The following is a 21,491-nucleotide window of genomic DNA, read 5'->3' as shown; positions in this document are numbered from 1 at the left end:
TTTTCACTTTCTATCGGCCGACAAAAAAAGACGGCAACATTTCTGTTACCATCTATTATATCATGAAATGACCTAAGCACCAAAACTCTTGAAGAAGTTGACAATGGCTTGCCACAGGGAGCTAAAGAAATTGCCCCCGTCTTCTAGCGCTTTATTGGCATCAAAGTTGAGGTTGATATTTTTGAAGCTATCTCCAGCTTGGGAAACAATGCTTTCCTTGAGGTCATTTAGGGTTTTAGTGAAATCAGCATTGTTCAAAATGTCACTCTTTGAGAGGTTGAGTGCAAAATTGATGATGATATTGACCTGGTTTCCTGTTATAACCTGATCGAGTTTGTAGTTTTTTAGCGTGTCTTCAACAATTTTGCGGACATCTTCTTCTGTCAGATTGCCTTTGGCTTCTTTTGCCTTTGCGATTCCAGCCTTGATATCTGCCAAAGCGACATTGAGTTTATTAGCATCGTAACCTGACTTGTCCTTGTTTTCAGCATTAATATCGGATAAGGCTTTTAGCTCCTCTTGAGCCAAGTCTTTATTGGCTTGCGGTACTTTAGCACCATTGACCTCTAACGAGTAGTAAATCCCTGCTAGGGCGCTCTCTCCTGTAACTGGAATGGGTGCTGCAACTGTGATTTTGGCATGCTCCACTCCCAGTGTCACTGCTGCGTTACGGTACATATCCTGCGTCACCTTGGTGATATTTTCAGGCGTTTCAATCTTAACCTCTAGAGGTGACTTGTCACCTAGTTTTTGAATCTTAGCTGACGAATAGAGCTGTAGACTAGCATCATTAGCCACATTCATAATTTTCGAATAGATATCAGGTGTCATAGTTTTGATATCTTTGGTGTCTTTTGATGCATCATAGCCAAGTTTGCTAAGAGTTTGATTTTTCTGGTCTTCAGATAGAGAAGAACCTAGGACATATTCAGGTTGTACATAGGTTTCATCGATTACTTTTTGAACATCTGTTGCTGCGTGGACACTCGTCATAGCTGTTGCTGCCCACAAAATTGCAGCGCTTGTTAGAAAGAATTTCTTTCTCATGGGATATTCCCTCCTTTACCTTTCTAGGGTAATAAAACAATCTTAAAGAAAGCTTATAGTGAAAAACACCTGGTCAAACCAGATGTTTAAAAGAAATTAAAGAATTTCATGATATAGAGATTAAAGCGAACCTGTCTCGAGTAGTAATAATTTCCACCATTTTCATAGAGTTCAGCTCCGTGAAAGATAGAAATAGGGTTGATATAGGTGTAGGTCTTCCCTGTAGTATTGCCAAGGATTGGAGCGACCGTTTCTCGGGAGTAACGCTTGGCTAGTGCCAGAGTATTTTCCTTGCCATTCTGAGCGATAAAGTCGATATAGGCAGGTCCAAAATTATAGGCTTGAACGGCGGTCCAGACGTCTACTCCTTTACTCTGTGCCAAATAGAGGTTATCTGTTAGTGTCTGTATCCCTTGGCGAATACTAGAAGCATCGTCTTTGATAGTATTGGTAGCGCCACTAGCAGACTCACTAGACTGCATGACATCCCGCTCTTTTCCCTTCGTTTCGGTATAAATCATGGCGAGCACAAGTTCTTCATTGGCTGGAGTATCTCTTTCGCTCAAGATTTCTCGAACCATGGGTTGGTAGGTCATGACTTGTTTAACATCCTGATGGATATGATAAGCTTTGTATCCTGCGAAAAGGAAGACTGCTAGCACAAGCACTCTTCTTATAAATTTAAACATTATTTACTTTGAATATCCTCGATATTTTTGATTAAGATAGAATAGGTTCCATTGTCATTTTGGATAAACTCAACAGACTCGGCGTCTTGATAGACGTTATTGGGAACGATGAGTTCAATTCCGTTTGACAAGGAAAGTTTTTGGTTTTCAAATTTCTTGAGCTGACGACTGGCATCAATTTCATCGAACTGGACTGGTTCTGGTACGGCTTCCTTGACTTGGTCAATAAAGCTCAAACGAGCCGTCAGATTATTGTCAAAAAGGTCATTAGCCAATTTCTCGGGTGACAATTCATTGCTTTCTTCAAGATTGTTGAAAATCGCTGATTTGACCTTGGATTGGAATTGAAAATCATCTGTGTTAAAGGACTCTGCAATTCTCTGAGCCGTTTTTTCCAGTTCCTTGATGGATTTTTTTGGCGAAATCTTAGGGGCGACAGCAAGCATATTCTCTGAAAAGTAGTTCAAAAAAGTTCCATTATACTTGATTCGTTTCTCGATGAGGTGGTACTTTCGACTTTGAAGATTGACCACCAAGGCCTCATCAGCCCCCGTTCCAAATCCAGGTAAGTTATTCTGAGTCAGCTTGATTGGATTATCAACTTCTCCACCAAGGTGGGTTAAGGTTTCCCGCAGGGCAATTCGCAAGAAAGCGAAATGCTCTACACCTTCTTTAGAAAACTGAACAAAAATCAAGTCATTGGTCTTGAGATTTTCAGAAATGCTAAACTCTTCTTTCCAAAGATTAGCCAGTGTTACTGATGTCTCCAACAAATCGTCTGTGATGTGATTGAAGAAGGGATTTTCTTCCTCGAAAATCCCAGTCTTAGCTTCATCTGAATACACGCGTTCAATTTTTTTGCGTAAGTATTCCTCGATTTTTGGAGTAATATTGAGAAACTTATCCGCTAGGAACAACTCCGTATCATCTGGGCTGAACTGATGGATAATAGACTTCTTAATATAAATGTCCATAAAAGTATTAGTCCTCGTATAATGGGAAGGCATCTGTCAAAGCTTTGACTTCACTTCTCACTTCTTCTAAGACAGCCTCATTTTCTGCATTCTTAAGAGTTTTAATGATGAGTTCAGCCACTTTACGGCATTCTTCTTCACCAAATCCACGTGCAGTGATGGCTGCTGCTCCGATACGAATCCCACTTGTCTTGAATGGTGACAAAGTTTCGTAAGGGATTGAGTTTTTATTTAGGGTAATATTAACCTCATCCAGCAAGTTTTGAGCCACTTTTCCGTTTTCAACAACCTTAGTAACATCGACTAAGAAGAGGTGGTTTTCAGTCCCGCCAGAAATGGTACGGAAGTCAGGGTCTTGCAAGAAGACAGCTGCCATAGCCTTGCTGTTTTTGATAACATTAGCAGCATAATCCTTGAAGGCCGGATCTAAAACTTCTTTGAAGGAAACAGCCTTAGCAGCGATAACATGCTCCAAAGGTCCACCTTGGATACCAGGGAAAATAGCTGAATTGATTTTCTTCGCTAGGTCCTCATCATTTGTCAAAATCAAACCACCACGAGGTCCACGAAGGGTTTTGTGGGTCGTTGTCGTTGTGATATGAGCGTATGGAACTGGACTTGGATGTAGACCAGCAGCAACCAAACCAGCGATATGAGCCATATCTACCATGAGCTTAGCCCCGACAGCGTCTGCGATTTCACGGAATTTTGAGAAGTCGATAATTTGAGAATAGGCTGAAGCACCTGCTACGATTAGTTTTGGCTTCACTTCTTGGGCTTGTTTCAAGATGGCAAAAAAGTCCAAGAGTTCTGTTTCAGGATCCACACTGTAAGAAACAAAGTTGTAGGTTTGACCAGAGAAGCTAACAGGAGCCCCGTGCGTCAAGTGTCCACCTGCAGCCAAATCCATTCCCATAACCGTATCACCTGGCTCAATCAAGGCCATGTAAGCAGCACAGTTGGCTTGGCTTCCTGAGTGAGGTTGGACATTGGCAAATTTAGCCCCGAAAATTTCTTTCGCGCGTTCAATAGCTAGAGTTTCTACCACGTCTACCACATCTGTTCCACCATAATAACGGCGTCCTGGGTAACCTTCAGCGTATTTATTCGTCAAGATAGACCCTTGAGCTGCCATAACAGCCTTGGAAACCACGTTTTCCGAAGCAATCAACTCGATATTGTTTTGCTGGCGTTCTTCTTCTTTGGCAATAGCATTCCAGAGATCAGCATCGTATACTTTAAAATCATCTTTGTCAAAAATCATAGGTCTTCTCCTTTATAGTGTGACTGGTCCTTTAGTTTGTTTTTACAAGAAAGAAAATAAACTAAAAGATGCGAATAAACCGTTTCTGCACTTTATCACAAGTATAACCAACTTTTTCATAAAATGCATGAGCACCCTGACGGTGATCGGCAGAATTTAAGCGGATAAACTCATAACCCCGTCTTTTTGCTTCTTGATCCAACCCTTGCAACAAGGATTTACCGATACCTCGCCCTTGTGCTTGAGGTGAAACCGCTAAGCTTAAGATATTAAATCCTGCTTTGGAATAAAGAGATTCATAAACTTCAGCATGGACATATCCAAGTAGGACATGGTTGGCCTCATCCTCATAGCCAAGTAGGAAATGATGGGAATCCTGAGATAATTTAGCTAGTTGACTAGCTGTGTCCTCTGGACTAAAAGAATAGCCCAAAGCCTCTTGGTTAATGTCACATATTGCTTTCACATCTGTTTCTTGCAAATCTCTTAGCATCTCATTCCTCCTCAAAAGAAATCTCTGGCAACTGTGCAAGAATATCTTCTCGCTTAATCGCCCCTTGGCGTAAGATTTTCACCTTGTCCCCAGACAAATCCAAAATCGTCGAATCCTGTCCAGTTAGAAAAGTGTCGTCCTCCAAACCCAGAACCTCTTGGTCAAAATCCTCTAGAATTTGAGCAAAGGTCACTCCACTTGCCTGACCTGAAATATTGGCAGACGGCCCAATCAAGGGTCCTGTCTCGCGAATCAAATCAAGCGTTATGGGGTGACTTGGCATTCGAAATCCAACAGTTGCAAGACCAGAATTGACCCAATAGGGAACTCTGTCATTGGCTTCGAGAATGATGGTCAAGGGACCTGGCAAGAAAGTCTCTACAAGTTTTTGAAGATAGGTTGGCTGTTTCTTTGAAAAGTGCAAGATGTCCTCTAGAGAGGCAACATTGAGGTTAAGTGCCTTATCTCTAGGACGACGTTTGAGTTGGTAAACATGGTCGACAGCTTTTTCGTCTAAGGCCTTAGCAAAGAGACCGTAAACTGTCTCTGTAGGCAAAACAACAGCTCCGCCCTTTTCCAACTCTTGTCTAATCCTGTCCATCATCAACTACAACCATCCTATCTTGACCAAATTGGTCCTTGAGTGTTCGTACCCGTTTTTCAGGAAGATGTTTCCTAAAAAGCGCAGGAACACTCTGACCTTGCTTGTATCCAATTTCAAGGTAAATCTTACCACCATCTGTGAGATAGTCTTTTGCATCTTCCGCAATTCTGCGGTAAATAGCTAGGCCATCCTCATCTGCAAAGAGAGCTAGATGAGGCTCCGAATGTAAAACATTCAAACCGACTTCTAACTCATCTTCTCGAGAGATATAGGGTGGATTGGATACAATTATATCATATTTTTCAGAAATTTCTGCAAAACAATCAGATTTTTTAAAAAATATATTAATATTTTGATTTCTAGCGTTGTCAATTGCTAAGTCTAGTGCATCTTGTGAAATATCCACTGCCGTTACAGACCAATCTGGACGATTTTTTGCTAAAGCAAGGGCTATGGCACCACTTCCAGCCCCAATATCTAGGACATTAAGATTTTCCTCAGGGTTTTCTGTGAGGATGAGTTCCACCAACTCTTCTGTTTCTGGACGAGGAATCAAAACCCGCTCATCCACTTTTAACTGCATTCCAAAGAAATCTGCCTGTCCAATCATATACTGAGCTGGTTTGTGGGCCCCTAACTGCTGGTAAATTTCCTCTACAAATTGTTTTTCTTCCTCTGTTACTTCTTGCTGGAGGGCAAAGACGAAATCTGTAAAAGAGAGTTTTTTCAGGCTACGATAGACAAAAGAGAGGCTTTCTGCTTCCTCTCCTTGTCTGATCAATTCTTCTTCAAAATCTGAAAATAATTGAGCTAATTTCATTATTTGTTTAATTCTTCTAATTTCTGTGTTTGATCGTAAAGGACCAAAGCATCTACAACTTCATCTAGTTTACCAGACAAAATGGTATCTAATTTCTGGAGAGTCAAGCCGATACGGTGGTCTGTAACACGGTTTTGTGGGAAGTTGTAAGTACGGATCCGTTCTGAACGGTCACCAGTACCAATAGTAGACTTACGTTCAGCGTCTTGTTCATCTTGGGCAATCTGAGCAAAATGGTCAGCCACACGCGCACGAATAATCTTCATAGCCTTCTCACGGTTTTTCTGCTGGGTACGTTCTTCCTGCATCTCAACCTTGATATTGGTCGGCAAGTGAACAATACGAACGGCAGTCGCAACCTTGTTGACGTTCTGACCACCAGCACCAGATGCGTGGTAGATGTCAACACGAAGGTCTTTTGGATCAATATCGTACTCTACTTCTTCCACTTCAGGCATGATTAGAACTGTCGCTGTTGAGGTGTGGACACGGCCTTGGCTCTCTGTCACAGGGACACGTTGCACACGATGTGCACCAGACTCATACTTAAGCTTAGAGTAAACGGACTGACCGGAAACCATGGCTACGACTTCTTTGAAACCACCTACGCCGTTCATTGAGGCTTCCATAACTTCAAAGCGCCAGCCTTGGGCTTCCGCATACTTTTGGTACATAGTTAGAAGGTCTCCAGCGAAAAGTGCCGCTTCGTCTCCACCAGCTGCTCCACGGATTTCAAGGATGATGTTCTTGTCATCGTTTGGATCCTTTGGAAGAAGCAAGATTTTCAGTTTTTCTTCGTATTCTTCTTTTTCAGCCTTGGCATCCTTGAGCTCTTGCTTGGCCATTTCTTCCAAGTCCGCATCTCCGCCTGATTCTTTAATCATCTCTTCGGCATCAACGATGTTTTGAAGAACTTGTTTGTACTCACGGTAGGCTGTTACTGTGTCACGAGTTGAAGCCTCTTCTTTTGAAAGCTCCATGAAACGTTTGGTGTCTGAAACGACATCAGGGTCACTCAGCAATTCTCCTAATTCTTCATATCGGTCTTCTACAGCTTGTAGTTGATCATAGATGTTCATTTTTCTTCATTCTCCTTATTGATTTCAGGGGCAAAATAATGTTTTCGGCAGACTGAGGTATAGGTTTCATTGCCACCGATTTGAATTTGTTCGCCATCATAGACTGGCACGCCATCTTGAGTTCGCAACACCATAGTCGCCTTTTTCTTACAATACTGACAGATGGTCTTTATTTCATCGATTTTATCAGCTAAAAGCAAGAGATATTTGGAACCTTCGAACAATTCATTGCGAAAGTCATTCTTCAAACCAAAAGCCATGACAGGTATGTCTAGCTCGTCCACAACACGAGCTAGGTCGTAAACATGGTGACGCTTGAGAAACTGGGCCTCATCGACCAACACACAGTATGGTTTCTCAGGTAAGTCTCGGATATAGCCGAAGATATCTGTCGTTTCCTCAATCGCAATTGCTGGGCGTTTCATGCCGATTCGACTCGACACATAGCCAACACCGTCACGCGTATCCAGAGCCGAAGTCATAATCACAACTCCCTTTCCTTGCTCCTCATAGTTATAGGCCACCTTGAGAATCTCAATCGTTTTACCTGAGTTCATAGTCCCATAACGATAATACAACTGTGCCATGCTTCTATTTCACGTCCATTTCTAAATTTTTGCTACATTCTAGTATATCATAATTTCCTGAAGCTTTAAACGGCAAAATGTGGTAAAATAGAAGAAATCACAAACTAGTGGAGGAAGCTATTATGCCATTTGTACGCATCGATTTATTTGAAGGTCGCACGCTCGAGCAAAAGAAAGCTCTTGCTAAGGAAGTAACGGAAGCTGTTGTCCGTAACACTGGAGCACCTCAATCAGCCGTTCATGTCATCATCAACGACATGCCAGAAGGAACCTACTTCCCTCAAGGTGAAATGCGCACCAAATAAACCAGCTTAAGCAGAATTGCTTAGGCTTTTTCAATATCCAAGTAGCATCCATTGAAGAAATAGTCTAATTTTGTTACAATTTGAAGAGATGCTTGGATACCTATCCTAAGAAAAGAAATACAAAAGGAATTAGTATGATTACACGTGAATTTGATACCATCGCTGCTATCTCTACTCCACTAGGTGAAGGAGCAATTGGTATTGTCCGCCTGAGCGGAACAGATAGCTTTGCCATTGCGCAAAAGATTTTTAAAGGAAAAGACTTGAGCAAGGTTGCAAGCCATACCCTCAACTACGGTCACATCGTTGACCCTCAAACTGGTAAGGTCATGGATGAGGTTATGGTTGGAGCTATGAAGTCTCCAAAGACCTTCACTCGTGAGGATATTATCGAGATTAACACCCACGGCGGGATTGCGGTAACCAATGAAATTCTCCAACTAGCTATCCGTGAAGGAGCTCGATTGGCTGAACCGGGTGAATTTACCAAGCGTGCCTTTCTAAACGGTCGTGTGGACTTAACACAGGCTGAGGCAGTGATGGACATCATCCGTGCCAAGACAGACAAGGCTATGAATATCGCAGTCAACCAATTGGACGGTTCTCTTTCTAATCTTATCAATAATACTCGCCAAGAAATCCTCAATACGCTTGCCCAAGTAGAGGTCAATATCGACTATCCTGAGTATGATGATGTTGAGGAAGCTACTACCGCTGTTGTCCGTGAGAAGACTATGGAGTTTGAGCAATTGCTAACCAATCTCCTTAGAACAGCTCGTCGTGGTAAAATCCTTCGTGAGGGAATTTCAACTGCTATCATCGGTCGTCCCAATGTTGGGAAATCCAGTCTTCTCAATAATCTCCTTCGTGAAGACAAGGCTATTGTAACAGATATCGCTGGTACGACACGAGATGTTATCGAAGAATACGTCAACATTAACGGGGTTCCTCTCAAATTGATTGATACAGCCGGTATCCGGGAAACAGATGATATCGTGGAACAAATCGGTGTCGAACGTTCTAGAAAAGCCCTCAAGGAAGCTGACTTGGTACTACTAGTACTAAATGCCAGTGAACCACTGACCGCCCAAGATCGCCAACTCTTAGAAATCAGCCAAGATACCAACCGCATTATTCTACTTAATAAAACGGATCTTCCTGAAGCGATTGAAACTTCGGAACTACCTGAAGATGTCATCCGTATTTCAGTTCTTAAAAACCAAAACATTGATAAGATCGAAGAGCGTATTAACGATCTCTTCTTTGAAAATGCTGGTTTGGTCGAGCAAGATGCTACTTACTTGTCAAATGCCCGTCATATTTCCTTGATTGAAAAGGCCGTTGAAAGTCTACAAGCTGTTAATGAAGGGCTGGAACTGGGGATGCCAGTTGATTTGCTTCAAGTTGACTTGACCCGTACTTGGGAAATTCTCGGAGAAATCACAGGTGATGCAGCTCCTGATGAACTCATTACCCAACTCTTTAGCCAATTCTGTTTAGGAAAATAAGAAAAATCCATGATCCTTCTTGCGGTCATGGATTTTATTGTCTTTATTAGTAATCTGGTCTAAGGACACCTGTTACAGTTGCCTTAGTTGCTTCGTAGTCGCCATCTACGACAACTTTGATAATGCGTTTAGCATCTTCTTCTGGTGCTGGAACTAGAGGTAATCGAGTTGGTCCAGCTTCGAATCCCATATAGTTAAGGACCGCCTTAACTGGAGCAGGACTTGGATAAGAGAAGAGGGCATTGACTTTAGGAATGAATTTACGCTGAATAGCTGCAGCTTTCTTCATATCGCTTTCTGCAATGGCAGTAAACATCTCGTGCATCTCATCTCCATTTGTATGGGAGGCAACAGAAATAACCCCATCCGCACCAAGGTTCATGGCATGGAAGGCATCTCCATCTTCACCTGTATAAATCAAGAACTCTTCTGGCTTGTGCTCAATCAAGTAAGCCATATTAGCCAAGCTGGTACATTCTTTAACACCGATGATATTTGGGTGGTCAGCCAAGCGAAGCATGGTTTCTGGAGTTAATTCAACAACTACACGCCCTGGAATGTTATAAATGATAATAGGTAAATCTGATGCATCTGCAATAGCTTTAAAGTGCTGATACATGCCTTCTTGAGAAGGTTTGTTGTAGTATGGTACGATCGCAAGTCCAGCAGCGAAGCCACCAAAGTCTGCTACTTCTTTGACAAACTCGATCGAGTCACGCGTATCATTGGTACCTACACCCGCAATCAAAGGAACACGTCCATTAACAATCTTTTGTACAGCCGCAAAGAGTTCCAACTCCTCATCGTGGGTCAAGGTCGGACTCTCAGCAGTCGTTCCAGCTAGAAGAATGCCGTCTGTGTGATGGGCCAATAAATGCTCAATCAAGGCTGGAATGGCATCAAAGTTGATGGAGCCATCCTCATGGAAAGGGGTAATAAAGGCCGTGATGATTTTACACTCTTTTAAATCTTGATAAGACATGAGAAACACCTCTCTATTTCAAAGAAGGAGTTCATCTGAACTCCTAAACGATATGACTATTTTAATTCAAATTTCAACTCAGCTGTTGGACGAACCAATCCACGTTCATGAAGCGTTTCTGCAATCTGAACTGAGTTCCAGGCAGCACCTTTGAGAAGGTTATCTGAAACAACCCACATGTGGATTCCTTTTTCAGCATCCAAGTCTTTACGGATACGACCTACGAAGGTATCACGCGAGCCAACAGCGTTGATAGCTTGCGGATAGATTTGATGTGCTACGTCATCCTCAAGAACAGCACCTGGGAAGGCTGCGATAGCTGCTTTCACTTCTTCGATTGGAGCCACTTCTTTTGTTTCAATATAAACTGACTCAGAGTGAGCTGACAAAACTGGAATACGAACACAGGTTGCAGACACTGCGATGCTATCGTCTTCCATAATTTTCTTCGTTTCCTTAGTCATCTTCATCTCTTCGTAAGTGTAATCATTGTCAGTGAAGACATCAATTTGTGGAAGAGCGTTAAAGGCAATAGGATAGTGTTTCTTGTCACCACCTGAAGGTAAGATTTCCGCATGCAAATCACGTGGATTCACACCGTCATTCAAAACTTCACGAAGTTCACGTTGTGTTTCAAGGATCGCTCCCATACCAGCACCAGAGACTGCTTGGTATGTTGAAACGATGATACGGTCCAAGCCCCATTTTTGACGAACAGGCTCAAGAGCCACCATCATTTGGATTGTTGAACAGTTAGGGCAAGCAATAATCCCGTTGTGGGCATCAAGTGCGTGAGCATTGACTTCCGGCACAACCAATGGTACATCTGGATTTTGACGGAAATAAGATGTGTTATCTACTACTACCGCTCCAGCTTGAACTGCGTATGGTGCATACTTAGCTGATGTCGAACCACCTGCTGAGAAGAGTGCAATATCAACACCCTCAAAAGCGGTCTCAGTCGTTTCTTCAATCGTAATATCTTGGTCTTTAAATTTCAAAGTCTTGCCTGCTGAACGTGCAGAAGCAAGGTAACGAATTTTATCGATTGGAAGTGTTGATTCTTCCAACATTTTTATCATCTGAGCTCCGACAGCACCTGTCGCGCCGACTACAGCAACTGTATATCCCATAAATAACCTCTTTCGGAATTTTCTAAAAATTTCTATAATAGATGTATTATACTACTTTTTCCAGAAATTGAAAAGCATTTTTGGGTTATATTTTCTGAAAATTAAAAATCCCTAGTCATTGACCAGGGACTAAGAGGCATCTTCATGTGATGAGCAGGTTCACACAACTCATCAAGGTCCGCTCCTGCGTTATGACCTCCTTATGCTCAATAGCAGTCCGAAGACTGCCTATCGACTCATCGCATCTACTATTCTACTAGATAGAGTCACTTTTGTCAACAGCCAAAACTCTTTGCTTCATTTATACAGGTGCATAAGAAATATCTTTGAAAAATTTGGGGCAGACATAACAAAAACCCTTGTAAATAAGAGTTTTTGTATCTATTTAATGCTAATTGCCGGGATTGAACCGGCGACCTCATCCTTACCATGGATGCGCTCTGCCAACTGAGCTAAATCAGCTTACCTAAAAAGTATACTATAGTTCTATGTTCTTGTCAAGCGCTCTCTTTTAATTTTATGGAATGAAAAAAGCTAGATTTAGCAAGAATCTAGCTTATAAACTTCTTATTTTGTTAGATCGATTCGCTGTCCCAATTTACCAATCAAAATCGCTCCCACTATAAGTGATGCAAACTCACCAATTCCAGTAGAGAACCATGTGAAGAAGAAGGGAGCTTCTGTCAAGATATGGAGTTCAGCTGCAATGGTAATCATTGAAATGGAGAAGAGGATTGAAAAGAAGAAATGATCTTTTCGAATCAATCCGTTAAAGAGGTAATCTTTGCTGTATTTTGCAAAGAGCAATACCCCTAGACTAAGGAAAACTAGGGTAGAACCTCCACCGACAAAGACATCTATTAGGCCAAAACTACTAAATAAATTAGCAATCATACATCCAATTGTCACACCGATGATATATTTAGGGTTGTAAAAGGCCAAGAAATTCAACATTTCTGAAATACGGAACTGATACGCCCCAAAACTAAGAACATTGATTGGTGGCGTAATAGTCAAAACTACATAGATCGCAGCAACGATAGCGATGTCTGCCATGTCACGAACAGTTAATTTTTTCATGTTTTCTCCTTTAGCGGTTTCCCGCGTAAAATATGCTTGGTGAAAGAAGCTAAGCACCAAGGGTTGAGGTTATCAACCTTACCAGTATAGCACAATATATGACTTTATGCTATACTAAAATCATGAAAAATCAAATAAAAGCTTTCTTTGATAATGAAATCCTTGCCTATCTTTTTTTTGGTGGCGCTACTACTCTGGTTTCTATTGTATCACGTTTGGTTATTTACCATATCAGCCACCAGGAAATCCTCGCAACTGCCCTCGCAAATATTATCGGGATTCTCTTTGCCTTTCTCACAAATGATACAATCGTCTTTAAACAAGAGAGAAGGAATTGGCCAACCCGCCTGGCTAAGTTTTTCTTAGCTCGTCTTTCTACTCTTGGTCTTGACGTTCTTTTAACTTATATCTTTGTTACAACTTTCCCTGATATTATTGGCCAGTTTGTCGAATTTAATATAGATAGGGTTAATACGATTGAAACTATTCTAGCACAAATCTTGATCATCATTTTAAACTATATTTTCAGTAAAATCTATATTTTTAAAGGGAACAACTGACCACTTTGAGCGTTCAAGTTGCTTTTTGTCACAATTTAGGATATAATAAATTAGAAAATTAGGAAAGGAATTTATGAAAATGTTAAAGGATCTTAAAGAATTTTTGCTTCGTGGTAATGTCGTTGACCTTGCTGTCGGTGTGATCATTGCCTCTGCATTTGGTGCTATCGTTACTTCATTTGTTAACGATATCATCACTCCACTTCTATTGAACCCAGCTTTGGAAGCTGCGAAAGTACAAAACATCGCTGAGCTTGCATGGAATGGTGTTACATATGGTAAATTCTTGAGTGCTATTATCAACTTTCTCGTTGTAGGTACTGTGCTTTTCTTCGTTATTAAAGCTATGGAAAAAGCGCAAAACCTTCGTAAGAAAGAGGAAGTGGTTGAGGAAGCACCTGCTGCTCCAACTGAACTTGAAGTTCTTCAAGAAATCAAAGCTCTTCTTGAGAAAAAATAAAACAGATAAAGGATTTAGCTTAAAGCTAAATCCTTTTTTCTTTACTCTTTTGGTAACTTCCCAGCCTTTTCGAGCATTTTCTTAATCAAGTAAGGCATCTTCACATTTTCACGGCCTTTTTTCTCAATGAGTTTTTTGACAAATTCTGGCATCTGAAGGTCGTCTGTCTCCTCCATGATGTCCTTTGTAGTTGCCGAAGGCGCTAACTCATCGAAGGTTTCTTCTTCTGGGAGAAAAGCTTTAAATTCTTTGTCTTCATTGGCTCGTACAGTAGCAACTAAAGCGTCAATTAAACGGCTATCCGTATTGGGCATAGGTGGACGATGGTAGGTGACACCTAATTCTTGACACAACTCATAACATTCCACATCATTATCAAAAAGGACTTCGATATGTTCACTGATAAAGCTAATCGGGACAAAAATATAATGCTCTGGATGTTGCTTTTGTTCTCGTAAATATTCTAAGACATCTGGCTTGATCCAAGGGATTCCAATATCGCTTTCGCTCTGCCAAGTATTGGTATACTGGTCGGCTGTTAGGCCGAGTTGTTCAGCAATGAGCTTGCTATTATCGAAAATCTGATCTATATAAGGATCTCCATAATCCAAGGCAAAAATGGGAACACTGTGAGCTGAAAAGATTACCTTGAAAGATTCTTCTCCCACATGGTTTCGTAAAATTTTTTCAATCTCATCTGTCCAGAAGTCCAGCAAAGGCTGTTGTTGATACCAGTCCTTAATCACTAAAAATCGGATCTGCTGGCTTTCCAAAAACTTTTCATACCCCATGACTGAGTAAAAGGAATAATGAGGTTCCAAAATCAAACAAATACATTCTTCAATACCATCAGACTCCATCTGCTTGATCACATCAGGGATAAAGGGCCGAGAAAACTTATTGGCAAAGTAGATACCGTACTCCTCGCCTAAACGTTCCTTGACTAAATCAACCTCCTCACGTGTAATCCGCTGCAAGGGCGTCCCACCGATAAGGACATAGTTGTCATAGAGAGTCTGAATCTCGTGGTCTTGGGGTCTAACACCACGACGAATATTTGTAAAAAATTCTGCTACTCCTTCAAAACTAATCTCCTCTGGAGATCCAAAGGTCATCATTAATATAGCTTTTTTCATGTTATCATCCTTATGATATTATTTTCACTATCTATTCTATCATGAAAGAAAAAAATAGTAAACGCTTCCGACGTCTACTATTTCTTTTGTTCTTTTGTCTTTCTATCTCGCCTTATGATTAGGATGATAACGACAAGGAGTAAAATAACGATAATCAGGAGAAGAAAGGCAAGGATATAAATCCAATGCGTTGGTAGGCCTTGATCGAAATACCGCGTCCCTACTGCTTCCCCACTTTTATCCTGGGCTGCTTTTACTGGTGCATCCGTTATTTTAGCTAAGAGGATATGCCGTCCGTTGGTAATATTAAGGAAACAGGTGCTTAATAAAACAATCTTGTCCGTTGAGGTCAAGGAAACATCTCGCTTGTACTTGGCTTTACTTAGCAAATATTGATAGTAGGCCTGGTGTTCCTCATCGTTGGAACTCAAAGTTCGGTAAATCTCCGTGTCATAGGCATCTACTTCTAAAATTCCAAATATCTCAAGCCCTCGTTCACGGCCGTTATAATAGATAGAGCCATAGCGATGCTTTTCAAAAAAATCTTGATCCGCAAATTTTTGAATCTCCCCAAACATAGCACCAGAAGCCATGGAGTGACCATAAATGATGGTGTTAAAGTCCGTAAAATTTGGGTTAAAACGATAGTCTAGGAATATAGAACCTGACACAGTATAATCGCCAAAGGCATTGCGGTCAAGGTATTTGACATTGTCCTGACTCTGTAAGAGAGGATAGTCTACCTTGGTCCCATCGAGGCTAATCCAACCACAAACATCCTTGTTGAGGTGTTGCAAGGTTTCAAAGCCCGTACTGCTGGCATCCTTTTCAATGGGATTATAATGATCGTAGTCGCTCGCAAGAGCTCTATCAGCTGTAAAAAGACAGAAAAAAGCTAGAAAGAGGGATAGAATGGCCTTTATGGCTTCGCGACTTGTACTTGTTTTCATATTTCCTTCTTTCTCCTTTCTAGCCTTGAAAATAAAAGAGCAAGAGAGGCTGTCCCTTTCTCTTTTATTGGTAGTTTAGTCAGTAATGGTATCTGCCCCTTCTTCCTTTGCTTCTCTTCTACGACGCAAGATCAAGTAGAGGATGATGAGCAAGAAGATCAATAGCAAGAGCAAGATAAATAAGATGATATACCATATCCACAAAGGAATCGATGAGAGAAATCGTCCGAGCGACGAATCATCAAAGACGCTGTAAGGAAATGGTTTTGATTTTTTCGTATGGAAGGTGTTCTTTGGAACCGTATCTGTAATCTTGGCAACTACGATATGTCTCCCATTTGTTACGTCTAGGAAACAGGTACTGAGAAGGATGATATGGTCATTTGGCCCCAGTGTAATGTCTCGTTTGTGAATGGCAACCGAGAGTAAGTGATCGATATATTCTTGGCGCCGATCATCCCCATTAATACCTGGATCGTAGATGTTAAAGTCATAGGCGTCCACCTCGAGCATTTCAAAGATTTCAAGACCTTTTTCTACGCCATTATAGTAAATACTACCGTAGCGATGCTGATCAAAAAATTCCTTATCAGAAAACTTTGCTACATCTCCAAACATAACCCCATTTTCTACATGGTGCCCGTAGATGATGGTATTAAAGTCTTCGAACTTGGATTCATTTCGAGCCTCAAGGAAAATAGCTCCTGTAGCTGCAAATTCTCCCTTGGAATCCTTGTTCAGGTATTTTTCATTGTCTTTGGCTTGGACTAAGGGATAGTCGATATTGGTGCCATAGACATTGATCCAGCCGAGAACCTCGGGATTGACTTGCTGTAGCTTGTGAAAGCCAGAAAAACTAGCAAGCTCATCCTTCTCAGTGGTACTCACTGGTCTATAGGCCTCATACTCACTTGATGAAGCCTGAGAATAGACCTGATTGGCATCCCAAAGGGCGTAGAAACCAAAGAGAAAGACTAAGGCTGCCAAGAGGAGCAGGATATGATTCATCAATGCATCTACAGCAAGGACCAGACGCCTAGACAAACTCCTTTTTGGTTTCTCACGCTTGATTTTCATCGGTCAAACCACTTGCTTAAGCTTGTCTGCGTTTTTTAGACAAAACAACAAATCCAGCCAAACCAAGACCAATCATCAAAATGAAAGGAAGGTTGTCAATCAAGAGACCAGTAGGGGTAACATTTGGCAAGCTATTTGTAATGGTATTATCATTTGTCTTTTCACCGACTAAAATACTAGTTTGAGTAAAATCAGCTGAAGCTGTACCCGTTTGATTCCTTATAACTCCATTTTCATTATATGAGGCTGTTGCTTTATAACCTTGAGATCCTGATTCAACTAGTTTATAGCGAGTACCTGCAGGTAGATTGTCAAATACCAAAGATTGATCATGGTGAAGGGTAATTGTTTTTTCTTTCCCATTCTCAAATGTATAAGATGTGGAACCAACTTGTCCGACAAATGTACCTTGATCATCTGTTGAAGCTTTTGTAAAAGTTAACTTAAAGGTAAAGTCTTTTGTTTTATCAGCCGAATCACCTTCTACCAATTTTTTGATTACTAAAGATTTTGCTCCTGGATTGAAATTTTCTGGTTTTGGTTTATTTGGTGTTGGTTCATTTGGATTTGTGATTTTACCCGCATTTTTCCTGTAAGTATTTACAAATAAATCATATTTATAAAGTTCGCCCTTCTCAGATGGTTTTACTTTAGCAGTAGAACTTGTAGACACTAGTTTGAAATATACAGATGAAATATAAACACCTGAGCTTTGCTTATTTTTTACAATAACGTGCATTTCATAGCTACGATTATCATATGTCATAGAATCAATTGGTACGCTATTTTTCAGAATTTGTGCCCAACCAACATTTTGAGTTTCTGCTACAGTATAAACATATTCTCCGGCGTGTGTGTAGGTTACGCTTTCGAAAATATTTCCAGTATCTTTCTTAATACTAGTTTGATTTGGTTGCAAAAGATCACTTTTAGAATAAACTACATTCTTTGCAGCTATTTTTCCATTTGAATCAGAAATCGTTTCATAAGGTGCACCATTTGATGATGTACCAGTTTTTGGGGTGAAAGTAAATGTAAAAGTTGCTTCAGGTGTTGTAATTCCTTCCGCAATATTCAACACCTTATTAATAGCTACTTTTGCACTTGTTTCACCATTTGCTTTGGCAGTTGCCACATCATTATCATCCGCAAATGTTGGCACTCCTCTAAAGACCGACAAGGCGGTTACAGCTGCAATACTTGCAGTAACTAATTTTTTCAAAAATGTTTTTTTCATGATTATTCCTTTTATTTTTAAATTTCTTTTTTCATAAACTGTCATCAAAAGCCCCGTCGCCTTAGGACTGTTACCACCTTGCCATGGGTATCCTGTATAGGAATGGTTCCAAAAGCACGACTATCTACAGCCGTTGTTCGATTGTCCCCGAGGACAAAGAGTTGTCCTGCTGGGACTTTCATTGGGAAGGTAGCCCCTTCCTTATAGAGCAGCGTTTCTTTGTAGATATCCTGCTCTTGTTGAGGAGAACCGTTGATGATGAGACCATTTTCGTTTATATCGATCGTACTTCCTTCGGTTGCTATGACACGCGCCACTCTTTCCTTACCCTTATAACTATAGACGAGCAGATCACCAATCGAATAACGTTTATCCAACCTATAGTAGACAACCAAGTCGCCATCTTTTAAGGCTGGCTTCATGCCATCGTCATTGTATCTCAATAGTCCAAAGACAAAAAAGTAAAGGGTGGCCAGTACAAACCCAACCATCAGAAGCTTACTGACTAAGTAGAGGATATCTCCCCATACACTCGGCGGAGACTTATCCCGATTGACTTGTGTTACTGTTTTCTTATGTTTCTTTTTAAGTAGCATTATTTTCTCCTATGTACCACTAGATATCCGAGTAGGATTGTAAAGAAGATTCCCCCTAGAGGAAGGATTATTCCTAACATGAGTGTACTGCTGAGGAAGTCAACTCCGGTTTCAGGCACGCTATTCTTATTATTCGTGACTGTCGCGGACTTGTCTCCATCCAGCTTGCCTTCTTGATTTTCATAAGATACCTGATATCCACTAGAAGAGTTTGATTCCTCTTCTACGGTATAGTGACTATTGAGTGGAAGTCCATCAATTTTTATGGTTTGATCTTTGTTTAGATCAATAGACACTCGACCATTCGTAAATTGCAGAGGGGTTCTTTTATTATTTACCGTTGCAGTATAGGTTCCATTCAGTGGACTATTCTGAGCATCCCTAATGTTAATGGTAATCTTGAAGGATTTTAATAGGTTGGCAAATACACCCGTAACCTTTTTTGTAACTGATAAACTTGGAAGCTTGTGATTCGTGACAATACTGGTTTCGTCTTTATTCAGATCGCCCTCTTGATTCTCATATGTAACGTGGTAACCGTTCGTTGATGCCGCTTCTTCTTCAACCTTGTAATGGGTTCCTCGAGGAAGATAGCTTAGAATACCTTTCCAACGTTTTCGTTTTTCGACACGGATCTCCGCTTCTCCATTCACAACAGTTATATCGCCAAAAGTTCCATTCAATGGTGTAGAATCAGGAGAGGTTAGTTTTACCTTAATCCTAAACTCTTTGTTCAAGTTACTTTCAGCTTCCAACACTTTCTTAATCGTCAGACTTGGCAATTGTTTATAGATTACCTTGAAGGATGGTTTAGTTTCTGTACCAACATTTTTTATTTCTTTGGTAAAGGCTGGGACGTCCGGTGCAATTAAATCGTATTGATATCCTTTGGCAACTTTTTCAAAGTTCCTCGTTTCATTAAAGATATTTGTTCTAACATTTACATTAGTCTTTCGATAGTCTTGATTATCAGGACCTCCGTTCTTGTTCTTTTGAACCAGTTTCAGTTCAACATTACTCGGTTGATCAGCTGTAATAACAGTTCTCGCACCCGTCACACCTTGCCATTCAACTTCCACTGGTACCGTTAATGGATCTGAAGGCTTAAAGGTTGGGTTGTCAGAGTATTCTTTGGTCTTGGTTTGAGAGGTGCCTATTCCATAGGAATAGGTGACACTGGCACCTTTATTGGAGTAGAGTTTATTGACATCAGAACCTTCAGCATCACCAGCCTCTAGTTTTTTATCACCAGCAATGGCATCTAAGGCATCTTGACTTGATGTAACAGTAAATTTGAGGGCGTACTTCACACCATCATCAAGAATGTAGTTGGGATTAAATTTTGCTGTTACTTCGACCAGACCATTTTCATTCTTCCTTGTTTCCAGCGTAACCTTATCTGATCCCAAGGTTTCCTCTTTATCGTTTTCGATTTTTACAACTCGAATATTTGAACTGTTATCGGGAAGAAGTTGAACATATTTGGACAAAACATCCTTGATGGTCACATGGTGAACACCTAGAGGAAGGATTTTCTTGGTGATTTCCTTAAATTGTTCTCTCAATTCCCTTTCATTGTTAGCGGATAATATTTCGTTTGGAATGGAAGAATTATAACTACCAATGTACTCTTTTAGTTTAGAAATACTATCTGTACTATTAGAGTAGCGGAATTTGATAGAATAAAATCCATCAATCTTGGGAGCAAGATAACCAGAAACTGTTTCAGTAAACGTGTTTAGATTGGTTTGATACCACGATGGAGCTATTTCTGTTACACCATCATTATTGCTCCAATTGTAGATCGTATAGCCTCTAGTATCGTAGTACATGTTCGCAAAACCATCTGACAAAAGAATGACAACCTTTTTTGCACTTGATCTGGCTGACTGAAGTAATTCTGTTGCTGACTGAAGTCCTGCTCCAATATTTGTACCTGTACCTATTCCTCCTTCGTAACCAATCGAATCACCACTATTATCAACAGACATTCTAGAAACCATTCTTTTGGCTCCTTGAACATCATTGCTCCAGTTTAATACTGTCTTAGCATCATCATGAGAGGAAATACCAGAAAAGTACCCCGCCCAAGCTGGCCATTGATAATAACTATTGTAACGTTGGTTATCTATTTTCCCAGCAAATCCAACAATTGATAAACGGTTGTTAGAGTTTGAAAGGATTGTATCTATCAAACCACGACGACCGTTTTCGCCTTGGAGTGTATTTTTCAGAGCTTGAAGCCGACTAATCAAAGCCCCACTAGAGGAGTTGACATCCTGATAAGTCATACTTCCAGATAAGTCTGCTACAAGTACGACATCTAAAGGATCTGACTGTATCTCAGCACCAAGTGCAGACGTGATATCCAATGACAACTCATACTTGTCATCCTGTCCTGATATCGGAGTAATTGTTTTATGAAGGGTTGTCTGAGGTTCTGTAGTAGAATCAGCATTTAACAGACTTATCGGAGCACACAAAAAGAGAATAGCTAACAGTGTAACTAAACGGCGTGCAATAATTTGAACTTTCTTAAAATCGAAGCGAATGTTCATTTTATTCTCCTTAACTAGAATGTACTAATATTGTTACTATATCAATCTAGGACATTTACAAGATAATTGTACAATAAAGTTCACGCAGTGTCAATTAATATGATTAATTTTATATTATGTTAATTAATAAAAGAGTATGATTCTTCTTTGTCTTTCAAACTATTCTATGGTAAAATGAAAAAAGAATAAAAAAATCTCATAAAATATCAATGCATATATTTTATTCTAGAATATCCAAAATTTCATTTGAAAGTCTATTGAATTTGAATTATTATATTTTTTCAAAATTCATGAAATTTTCAGAATAAGGTTTTTTCCGAAGTTTGCATTCTATTTTATGATTGTTAAAGGA

General features: G+C 40.4%; 22 protein-coding genes, 1 tRNA gene and 1 riboswitch. Of the genes, 4 read left to right on the top strand and 19 right to left on the bottom strand.

The genetic code is table 11. The features are described from left to right. Nucleotides 1–72: 72 nt before the first annotated feature. The 9 genes from B7717_RS08070 to B7717_RS08030 form a co-directional block, all read right to left on the bottom strand. The gene (locus B7717_RS08070; protein WP_061453590.1) at nucleotides 73–1,047 is read right to left on the bottom strand and encodes a DUF1002 domain-containing protein; all 975 of its coding nucleotides are present in this window, start codon (nucleotides 1,045–1,047) and stop codon (nucleotides 73–75) included. A gap of 86 nt (nucleotides 1,048–1,133) precedes the next feature. Then, nucleotides 1,134–1,736, bottom strand: a complete 603-nt coding sequence (locus tag B7717_RS08065) for a lysozyme family protein (protein ID WP_002893258.1) — start codon at nucleotides 1,734–1,736, stop codon at nucleotides 1,134–1,136. Then, nucleotides 1,736–2,710: a nucleoid-associated protein gene (locus tag B7717_RS08060; protein ID WP_162287146.1), complete on the bottom strand. Its 975-nt coding sequence runs from the start codon at nucleotides 2,708–2,710 to the stop codon at nucleotides 1,736–1,738. Before B7717_RS08060 ends, B7717_RS08065 begins: the two co-directional genes overlap by 1 nt. Nucleotides 2,711–2,717: 7 nt before the next feature. Then, entirely contained in the window at nucleotides 2,718–3,974 is a 1,257-nt protein-coding gene (glyA, locus tag B7717_RS08055; RefSeq protein ID WP_084944510.1) for a serine hydroxymethyltransferase, read from the bottom strand. A 61-nt stretch (nucleotides 3,975–4,035) separates the two neighbouring features. Continuing rightward, nucleotides 4,036–4,467: a GNAT family N-acetyltransferase gene (locus B7717_RS08050; protein ID WP_084944509.1), complete on the bottom strand. Its 432-nt coding sequence runs from the start codon at nucleotides 4,465–4,467 to the stop codon at nucleotides 4,036–4,038. Nucleotide 4,468: 1 nt separating this feature from the next. After that, nucleotides 4,469–5,071 (bottom strand): L-threonylcarbamoyladenylate synthase, encoded by a 603-nt coding sequence (locus B7717_RS08045; RefSeq protein ID WP_084944508.1) that lies wholly within the window; start codon nucleotides 5,069–5,071, stop codon nucleotides 4,469–4,471. Continuing rightward, nucleotides 5,055–5,891 (bottom strand): peptide chain release factor N(5)-glutamine methyltransferase, encoded by an 837-nt coding sequence (gene prmC / locus B7717_RS08040; RefSeq protein WP_084944507.1) that lies wholly within the window; start codon nucleotides 5,889–5,891, stop codon nucleotides 5,055–5,057. The genes B7717_RS08045 and prmC overlap by 17 nt, the downstream gene beginning before the upstream one ends. Then, the gene (gene prfA, locus B7717_RS08035) at nucleotides 5,891–6,970 is read right to left on the bottom strand and encodes a peptide chain release factor 1 (RefSeq protein ID WP_049478744.1); all 1,080 of its coding nucleotides are present in this window, start codon (nucleotides 6,968–6,970) and stop codon (nucleotides 5,891–5,893) included. The genes prmC and prfA overlap by 1 nt, the downstream gene beginning before the upstream one ends. Beyond that, the gene (locus tag B7717_RS08030) at nucleotides 6,967–7,557 is read right to left on the bottom strand and encodes a thymidine kinase (protein ID WP_049478743.1); all 591 of its coding nucleotides are present in this window, start codon (nucleotides 7,555–7,557) and stop codon (nucleotides 6,967–6,969) included. Before B7717_RS08030 ends, prfA begins: the two co-directional genes overlap by 4 nt. A 122-nt stretch (nucleotides 7,558–7,679) precedes the next feature. Between B7717_RS08030 and B7717_RS08025 the strand changes: the two genes are divergently transcribed. Then, nucleotides 7,680–7,862 (top strand): 4-oxalocrotonate tautomerase, encoded by a 183-nt coding sequence (locus tag B7717_RS08025; RefSeq protein WP_001117401.1) that lies wholly within the window; start codon nucleotides 7,680–7,682, stop codon nucleotides 7,860–7,862. A 134-nt stretch (nucleotides 7,863–7,996) separates the two neighbouring features. Then, on the top strand, nucleotides 7,997–9,370 hold the full coding sequence (mnmE, locus tag B7717_RS08020) for a tRNA uridine-5-carboxymethylaminomethyl(34) synthesis GTPase MnmE (RefSeq protein WP_049478742.1): 1,374 nt from the start codon (nucleotides 7,997–7,999) through the stop codon (nucleotides 9,368–9,370). A gap of 46 nt (nucleotides 9,371–9,416) precedes the next feature. Here mnmE and dapA read toward each other — a convergent pair whose 3' ends face one another. The 4 genes from dapA to B7717_RS08000 form a co-directional block, all read right to left on the bottom strand. Continuing rightward, on the bottom strand, nucleotides 9,417–10,352 hold the full coding sequence (gene dapA / locus B7717_RS08015) for a 4-hydroxy-tetrahydrodipicolinate synthase (RefSeq protein WP_000121600.1): 936 nt from the start codon (nucleotides 10,350–10,352) through the stop codon (nucleotides 9,417–9,419). A gap of 56 nt (nucleotides 10,353–10,408) precedes the next feature. Next, nucleotides 10,409–11,485: an aspartate-semialdehyde dehydrogenase gene (locus tag B7717_RS08010; protein ID WP_000542494.1), complete on the bottom strand. Its 1,077-nt coding sequence runs from the start codon at nucleotides 11,483–11,485 to the stop codon at nucleotides 10,409–10,411. A gap of 389 nt (nucleotides 11,486–11,874) precedes the next feature. Next, a tRNA-Thr gene (locus B7717_RS08005) sits at nucleotides 11,875–11,947 on the bottom strand. A 105-nt stretch (nucleotides 11,948–12,052) separates the two neighbouring features. Then, the gene (locus B7717_RS08000; RefSeq protein WP_000737303.1) at nucleotides 12,053–12,565 is read right to left on the bottom strand and encodes a QueT transporter family protein; all 513 of its coding nucleotides are present in this window, start codon (nucleotides 12,563–12,565) and stop codon (nucleotides 12,053–12,055) included. After that, nucleotides 12,563–12,659: riboswitch (PreQ1 riboswitch) on the bottom strand. Its footprint overlaps the gene before it by 3 nt. A gap of 28 nt (nucleotides 12,660–12,687) precedes the next feature. Here B7717_RS08000 and B7717_RS07995 point away from each other — a divergent pair. Both B7717_RS07995 and mscL read left to right on the top strand, forming a co-directional pair. After that, nucleotides 12,688–13,125 (top strand): GtrA family protein, encoded by a 438-nt coding sequence (locus B7717_RS07995; protein WP_002874529.1) that lies wholly within the window; start codon nucleotides 12,688–12,690, stop codon nucleotides 13,123–13,125. 79 nt (nucleotides 13,126–13,204) lie between these two features. Further along, complete coding sequence (gene mscL / locus B7717_RS07990; protein ID WP_000910206.1) at nucleotides 13,205–13,585, top strand: large conductance mechanosensitive channel protein MscL; 381 nt, start codon at nucleotides 13,205–13,207, stop codon at nucleotides 13,583–13,585. A gap of 41 nt (nucleotides 13,586–13,626) precedes the next feature. Here the strand turns inward: mscL and hemH are convergent, their stop codons facing one another. The 6 genes from hemH to pitA form a co-directional block, all read right to left on the bottom strand. After that, nucleotides 13,627–14,721 carry a ferrochelatase gene (gene hemH, locus B7717_RS07985; RefSeq protein WP_000709219.1) on the bottom strand — a complete coding sequence of 365 codons (1,095 nt, stop codon included), beginning with the start codon at nucleotides 14,719–14,721 and terminating at the stop codon, nucleotides 13,627–13,629. Between the two features lie 77 nt (nucleotides 14,722–14,798). Next, on the bottom strand, nucleotides 14,799–15,671 hold the full coding sequence (srtB, locus tag B7717_RS07980) for a class B sortase (RefSeq protein WP_049477724.1): 873 nt from the start codon (nucleotides 15,669–15,671) through the stop codon (nucleotides 14,799–14,801). Nucleotides 15,672–15,746: 75 nt separating this feature from the next. After that, nucleotides 15,747–16,748, bottom strand: a complete 1,002-nt coding sequence (gene srtB / locus B7717_RS07975; RefSeq protein WP_084944506.1) for a class B sortase — start codon at nucleotides 16,746–16,748, stop codon at nucleotides 15,747–15,749. Nucleotides 16,749–16,764: 16 nt separating this feature from the next. Beyond that, nucleotides 16,765–18,030: a DUF7601 domain-containing protein gene (locus B7717_RS07970; protein ID WP_044020831.1), complete on the bottom strand. Its 1,266-nt coding sequence runs from the start codon at nucleotides 18,028–18,030 to the stop codon at nucleotides 16,765–16,767. Beyond that, nucleotides 18,030–18,581, bottom strand: coding sequence for a PI-2 pilus system signal peptidase SipA (gene sipA / locus B7717_RS07965; protein WP_000924790.1), 552 nt, complete (start codon nucleotides 18,579–18,581; stop codon nucleotides 18,030–18,032). The genes B7717_RS07970 and sipA overlap by 1 nt, the downstream gene beginning before the upstream one ends. Next, nucleotides 18,581–21,139, bottom strand: a complete 2,559-nt coding sequence (gene pitA / locus B7717_RS07960; RefSeq protein ID WP_084944505.1) for a PI-2 pilus tip adhesin PitA — start codon at nucleotides 21,137–21,139, stop codon at nucleotides 18,581–18,583. Before pitA ends, sipA begins: the two co-directional genes overlap by 1 nt. Nucleotides 21,140–21,491 lie beyond the last annotated feature (352 nt).

Source organism: Streptococcus oralis subsp. oralis (assembly GCF_002096495.1).
Lineage (GTDB): Bacteria > Bacillota > Bacilli > Lactobacillales > Streptococcaceae > Streptococcus > Streptococcus oralis_CU.
The sequence above is the reverse complement of the archived record's forward strand: the minus strand, read 5'-3'. Positions and strand labels throughout refer to the sequence as shown.